Source organism: Enterobacter sp. 50793107, from assembly GCF_001463365.1.
In the GTDB taxonomy this organism is placed as follows: Bacteria; Pseudomonadota; Gammaproteobacteria; order Enterobacterales; family Enterobacteriaceae; genus Enterobacter; species Enterobacter cloacae.
This window is the reverse complement of sequence record NZ_LNII01000136.1, coordinates 1-5,700: the sequence shown is the minus strand read 5'-3', so window position 1 is coordinate 5,700 and position 5,700 is coordinate 1. Positions and strand designations below refer to the sequence as shown.

Annotated in this window: 6 protein-coding genes and 2 pseudogenes; 4 read left to right on the top strand and 4 right to left on the bottom strand. The window is 52.2% G+C overall.

The features are described 5' to 3' along the window. Nucleotides 1-336, bottom strand: a 336-nt coding sequence (locus tag APU11_RS27125; RefSeq protein WP_131729167.1) for a DUF4158 domain-containing protein, incomplete at its 3' end; no start/stop codon positions are given. A 163-nt stretch (nt 337-499) separates the two neighbouring features. Between APU11_RS27125 and APU11_RS17705 the strand changes: the two genes are divergently transcribed. From APU11_RS17705 to APU11_RS27120, 3 genes and pseudogenes are all read left to right on the top strand, one after another. Beyond that, nucleotides 500-1,057: a recombinase family protein gene (locus APU11_RS17705; protein ID WP_001235713.1), complete on the top strand. Its 558-nt coding sequence runs from the start codon at nt 500-502 to the stop codon at nt 1,055-1,057. Nucleotides 1,058-1,239: 182 nt separating this feature from the next. Continuing rightward, complete coding sequence (locus APU11_RS17700; protein ID WP_000027057.1) at nt 1,240-2,100, top strand: broad-spectrum class A beta-lactamase TEM-1; 861 nt, start codon at nt 1,240-1,242, stop codon at nt 2,098-2,100. Nucleotides 2,101-2,246: 146 nt separating this feature from the next. Further along, a pseudogene (locus APU11_RS27120) lies at nt 2,247-2,528 on the top strand (transposase zinc-binding domain-containing protein); the annotation flags it as partial. 106 nt (nt 2,529-2,634) lie between these two features. On the opposite strand, the gene APU11_RS17695 reads toward APU11_RS27120, so the two are convergent. From APU11_RS17695 to sul2, 3 genes are read right to left on the bottom strand one after another with little or no spacing between them, the layout of a single operon-like run. Continuing rightward, entirely contained in the window at nt 2,635-3,471 is an 837-nt protein-coding gene (locus APU11_RS17695; RefSeq protein ID WP_000480968.1) for an aminoglycoside O-phosphotransferase APH(6)-Id, read from the bottom strand. Then, a complete protein-coding gene (aph(3'')-Ib, locus tag APU11_RS17690; protein WP_001082319.1) occupies nt 3,471-4,274 on the bottom strand; it encodes an aminoglycoside O-phosphotransferase APH(3'')-Ib in 804 nt (267 codons plus the stop codon). Before aph(3'')-Ib ends, APU11_RS17695 begins: the two co-directional genes overlap by 1 nt. 60 nt (nt 4,275-4,334) lie before the next feature. Beyond that, the gene (sul2, locus tag APU11_RS17685; protein WP_001043260.1) at nt 4,335-5,150 is read right to left on the bottom strand and encodes a sulfonamide-resistant dihydropteroate synthase Sul2; all 816 of its coding nucleotides are present in this window, start codon (nt 5,148-5,150) and stop codon (nt 4,335-4,337) included. Nucleotides 5,151-5,478: 328 nt separating this feature from the next. Between sul2 and APU11_RS28960 the strand changes: the two are divergent. After that, a pseudogene (locus APU11_RS28960) lies at nt 5,479-5,565 on the top strand (Arm DNA-binding domain-containing protein); the annotation flags it as partial. Nucleotides 5,566-5,700 lie beyond the last annotated feature (135 nt).

Here is a 5,700-nt window from a genome sequence, read left to right as displayed (position 1 = left end):
GTGCTGACGTATCAGCGCTGCATGCTCACGGCGGGTATTTTCCCTCTGACCGTATTCTGCAAGAACGGTGATATCACGAATCCCGAGCTGTCTGGCGGTAAAATGCCGGACGCCGGAAGGAATATGATTCATATCGGTGAGGAAGGTGCCCAGAAAACGGACACATCCAATTTGCAGGGCAATGCCCAGACGGTTGTGATCACCTCTGCTTTTTCCGATAAATTCCTTGTCTGCTTCATCAAGGTGAAAATATCGTGCCAGCTGAAGCTCATCCGGTTCACCGGTGAATCTGCCATAGCTTTCAGTCTGCTCAGTGGTCAGAAAGTCAACGGGCATATCGGCCTCCCTGCCTGACGGGCATTTAGTAACATTTTTCCAACCGTACGAAATGTTATAAATTATCGGACATCGTAAAACTGTTACATTAATATGTCTATTAAATCGTAAATTTGTAATAATAGACATGAGTTGTCCGATATTCGATTTAAGGTACATTTTTATGCGACTTTTTGGTTACGCTCGGGTCTCAACCAGTCAGCAGTCTCTTGATCTTCAGGTCAGAGCACTCAAAGACGCAGGTGTGAAAGCAAACCGTATATTTACCGATAAGGCATCCGGCAGTTCAACAGACCGGGAAGGGCTGGATTTGCTGAGGATGAAGGTGGAGGAAGGTGATGTCATTCTGGTTAAGAAGCTCGACCGTCTTGGCCGCGACACTGCCGATATGATCCAACTGATAAAGGAATTTGACGCTCAGGGCGTGGCAGTCCGGTTCATTGATGACGGGATCAGTACCGACGGTGATATGGGGCAAATGGTGGTCACCATCCTGTCGGCTGTGGCACAGGCTGAACGCCGGAGGATCCTAGAACGCACGAATGAGGGCCGACAGGAAGCAAAGCTGAAAGGAATCAAATTTGGCCGCAGGCGTACCGTGGACAGGAACGTCGTGCTGACGCTTCATCAGAAGGGCACTGGTGCAACGGAAATTGCTCATCAGCTCAGTATTGCCCGCTCCACGGTTTATAAAATTCTTGAAGACGAAAGGGCCTCGTGATACGCCTATTTTTATAGGTTAATGTCATGATAATAATGGTTTCTTAGACGTCAGGTGGCACTTTTCGGGGAAATGTGCGCGGAACCCCTATTTGTTTATTTTTCTAAATACATTCAAATATGTATCCGCTCATGAGACAATAACCCTGGTAAATGCTTCAATAATATTGAAAAAGGAAGAGTATGAGTATTCAACATTTTCGTGTCGCCCTTATTCCCTTTTTTGCGGCATTTTGCCTTCCTGTTTTTGCTCACCCAGAAACGCTGGTGAAAGTAAAAGATGCTGAAGATCAGTTGGGTGCACGAGTGGGTTACATCGAACTGGATCTCAACAGCGGTAAGATCCTTGAGAGTTTTCGCCCCGAAGAACGTTTTCCAATGATGAGCACTTTTAAAGTTCTGCTATGTGGTGCGGTATTATCCCGTGTTGACGCCGGGCAAGAGCAACTCGGTCGCCGCATACACTATTCTCAGAATGACTTGGTTGAGTACTCACCAGTCACAGAAAAGCATCTTACGGATGGCATGACAGTAAGAGAATTATGCAGTGCTGCCATAACCATGAGTGATAACACTGCTGCCAACTTACTTCTGACAACGATCGGAGGACCGAAGGAGCTAACCGCTTTTTTGCACAACATGGGGGATCATGTAACTCGCCTTGATCGTTGGGAACCGGAGCTGAATGAAGCCATACCAAACGACGAGCGTGACACCACGATGCCTGCAGCAATGGCAACAACGTTGCGCAAACTATTAACTGGCGAACTACTTACTCTAGCTTCCCGGCAACAATTAATAGACTGGATGGAGGCGGATAAAGTTGCAGGACCACTTCTGCGCTCGGCCCTTCCGGCTGGCTGGTTTATTGCTGATAAATCTGGAGCCGGTGAGCGTGGGTCTCGCGGTATCATTGCAGCACTGGGGCCAGATGGTAAGCCCTCCCGTATCGTAGTTATCTACACGACGGGGAGTCAGGCAACTATGGATGAACGAAATAGACAGATCGCTGAGATAGGTGCCTCACTGATTAAGCATTGGTAACTGTCAGACCAAGTTTACTCATATATACTTTAGATTGATTTAAAACTTCATTTTTAATTTAAAAGGATCTAGGTGAAGATCCTTTTTGATAATCTCATGACCAAAATCCCTTAACGTGAGTTTTCGTTCCACTGAGCGTCAGACCCCTTATGGCAGAGCAGGGAAAGGAATTGCCGGGCTATGTGCAACGGGAATTTGAAGAATTTCTCCAATGCGGGCGGCTGGAGCATGGCTTTCTACGGGTTCGCTGCGAGTCTTGCCACGCCGAGCACCTGGTCGCTTTCAGCTGTAAGCGTCGCGGTTTCTGCCCGAGCTGTGGGGCGCGGCGGATGGCCGAAAGTGCCGCCTTGCTGGTTGATGAAGTACTGCCTGAACAACCCATGCGTCAGTGGGTGTTGAGCTTCCCGTTTCAGCTGCGTTTCCTGTTTGGGGTCGTTTGCGGGAAGGGGCGGAATCCTACGCTAAGGCTTTGGCCAGCGATATTCTCCGGTGAGATTGATGTGTTCCCAGGGGATAGGAGAAGTCGCTTGATATCTAGTATGACGTCTGTCGCACCTGCTTGATCGCGGCCGCGATAGCTAGATCGCGTTGCTCCTCTTCTCCATCCGCGTTCCAAGCTGCGGAAAGGCACCCATAAGCGTACGCCTGGTCGAGCAGGCGACGCGGATCGACGTCCAGCGCACGAGAGAATGCGTCCGCCATCTGTGCAATGCGTCTAGGATCGAGACAAAGGTCGTCTCTGTCAGCCGGATCGTAGAACATATTGGCGGCGCCAAAGCCCACTTCACCGACCAGACCGACGGGATCTATCACCAGCCAGCCGCGACTGGAGAACATGATGTTTTCATGATGCAGATCGCCATGTAGCCCACGCAGTTCCGAGGCATTGCTCATCATTTGATCGGCTATAATCGCCGCGTGGACGTAGTCAGTTTGACAACCTGCGTTTTGATCATCGCGCGCCCGCTGAAACAAAGCTGCAAAGCGATCCCGGATCGGGAGAAGGGCAGAAGGCAGGGGTTCCTCAGATGCGGCATACAGCTTCGCCATTAGTTCCGCTGCAATTTCGGTCGCCTGGTAGTCGCCGTGCTCGGCAACGATGTGAGAGAGCATTCGCTCCCCGGCATATTCGAGCAACATCAGATTGTTCTCACGACCGAGCAACCGGACTGCTCCCCTCCCATTGCGCCATACCAGATAGTCGGCCCCGCGCAGTTCATCAGCAATGTCTTCTATAGGTTTCAATCCCTTGACGATTGCAGGAGTCCCGTCTGGCAATGAAACTTTCCAAACGAGGCTGGAAAAGGTGTCCGCAATGAGAACAGGTTGCGAAACGTGCCAATGAGCAGGAAAAACAGGCGGCATGAACATCAACCCCAAGTCAGAGGGTCCAATCGCAGATAGAAGGCAAGGCGTTCGCGGTCGGGGGCTTCGATCCCCAATACATTGAATAGGACAGCGAAGGCGCGCTCTGCTTCATCTGGCGCTGCCCAGTTCTCTTCGGCGTTAGCAATCATGAGTGCCAAATCGGCATAGCGATCTGCTGTTCCGAGCCGCCCAAGGTCGATCAGACCCGTGCATTGAAGAGTTTTAGGGTCCACCATGAAGTTCGGCATGCAGGGATCACCATGGCAAACAACCATATCGGTGCGCTCTTGGTCGAGCCGCACCGGTAGCTCTCGTTCGACACGAGCCAAAAGATCGAGCTGCGGCGTACTCTTGTCCTCGTCCGGTAAGAAGTCGGGATTGACGGCATTGCGGGACACCACATCAACGGCGCGTCCGAACATTCGCGACAGCCTGCGCTCAAACGGACATTGATCAACCGATAGGCTGTGAACAGCGCCAAGTTGCTGCCCCATTGACGGCCACGCTTTGAGCAAATCCGCTCCAGACAGATCAGCCGCCGGTACTCCCGGAATTGCCGTTATCACCAAGCATGCACCCTCCTGTTCCTCCTGCCAGTTGATGACCTCGGGGCAAGCCACACCTCGACCTTTGAGCCAAATGAGGCGGTCACGCTCTCCAGCGAGCTCACCGCGGCGGGAAGCAGGTGCGATTTTCGCGAAGGCATGCCCGTCACCACGTCGAAAAACAAAATCACCAGATTCTCCGCCTCTGACAGGCAACCAGTCAGAATGCGATTCACCAAAAAAAATATTAGTTCGATTCAATGGAGGTTCCTTCAGTTTTCTGATGAAGCGCGAATATAGAGAAATATCCCGAATGTGCAGTTAACGAATTCTTGCGGTTTCTTTCAGCGCCGCCAATACCGCCAGCCCGTCGCGCAAGGGGCGCGGCTCGTGTGTGCGGATGAAGTCAGCTCCACCTGCGGCGGCGGCAAGCTCTGCAGCGAGTGTCGCGGCCCCGACATCCCCCGGACCACGGCCTGTGAGCGCGCGCAGAAAGGATTTGCGCGAAACAGACAGAAGCACCGGCAAATCGAAGCGCAGCCGCAATTCATCGAACCGCGCCAGCACCGAGAGCGAGGTTTCGGGAGCAGCCCCCAGAAAAAACCCCATGCCGGGATCAAGGACAAGGCGGTTGCGTTTGATACCGGCACCCGTCAGCGCCGCGATGCGCGCGTCAAAGAACGCCGCAATGTGATCCATGATGTCGCCAGCGGGTGCCTCGCGCCGATCTGCCTGCCCGTCTTGCACCGAATGCATAACGACGAGTTTGGCAGATGATTTCGCCAATTGCGGATAGAACGCAGCGTCTGGAAAACCGCGAATATCATTGAGATAGGCCACACCACGCGACAAGGCATAGGCTTGCGTCGCGGGTTGATAACTGTCGAGCGAGACGGGAATGCCATCTGCCTTGAGCGCGTCCAGCACCGGCGCGATACGCGCGATTTCTGTGTCGGACGAAACAGGCGCGGCGTCGGGATTGCTGGATGCCGGACCGAGGTCGATCACATCTGCCCCCTCGGCCATCAGCTTACGCGCCTGCGCAATGGCTGCGTCTGGCGCCAGATACCGGCCTCCATCGGAGAAACTGTCCGAGGTTATGTTGACGATGCCGAAAATGATGAGCGATTTATTCATGGGGGCTTCTATAATAATAATAATCGAGCATGAGTCTCATACGGATGCTCGGGTCGAAAGGGAATCCCCAGGCGAGTAACCTGTTTGCGGTGCTCCATTAGCTGCAGGAGCAGAATAGCATACATCTGGAAGCAAAGCCAGGAAAGCGGCCTATGGAGCTGTGCGGCAGCGCTCAGTAGGCAATTTTTCAAAATATTGTTAAGCCTTTTCTGAGCATGGTATTTTTCATGGTATTACCAATTAGCAGGAAAATAAGCCATTGAATATAAAAGATAAAAATGTCTTGTTTACAATAGAGTGGGATCGGAGACGAAGAAGGACAAGGTACATGCTGACCGATACCAAGCTGCGCAATCTCAAGCCCAGGGACAAACTCTACAAAGTGAATGACCGGGAAGGTCTCTATGTGGGGGTCGCCTCAGAAAACGGAATCTATGGTCACTCCCGTTTTTGCAACACCGATTTTGACGACAAGTTGGCTTGCTTGAATCTATCCGGCGTCTGAATGGGATTTTATTCCCGCGCCTTGATGAGTTCCGCGCCTGATGAA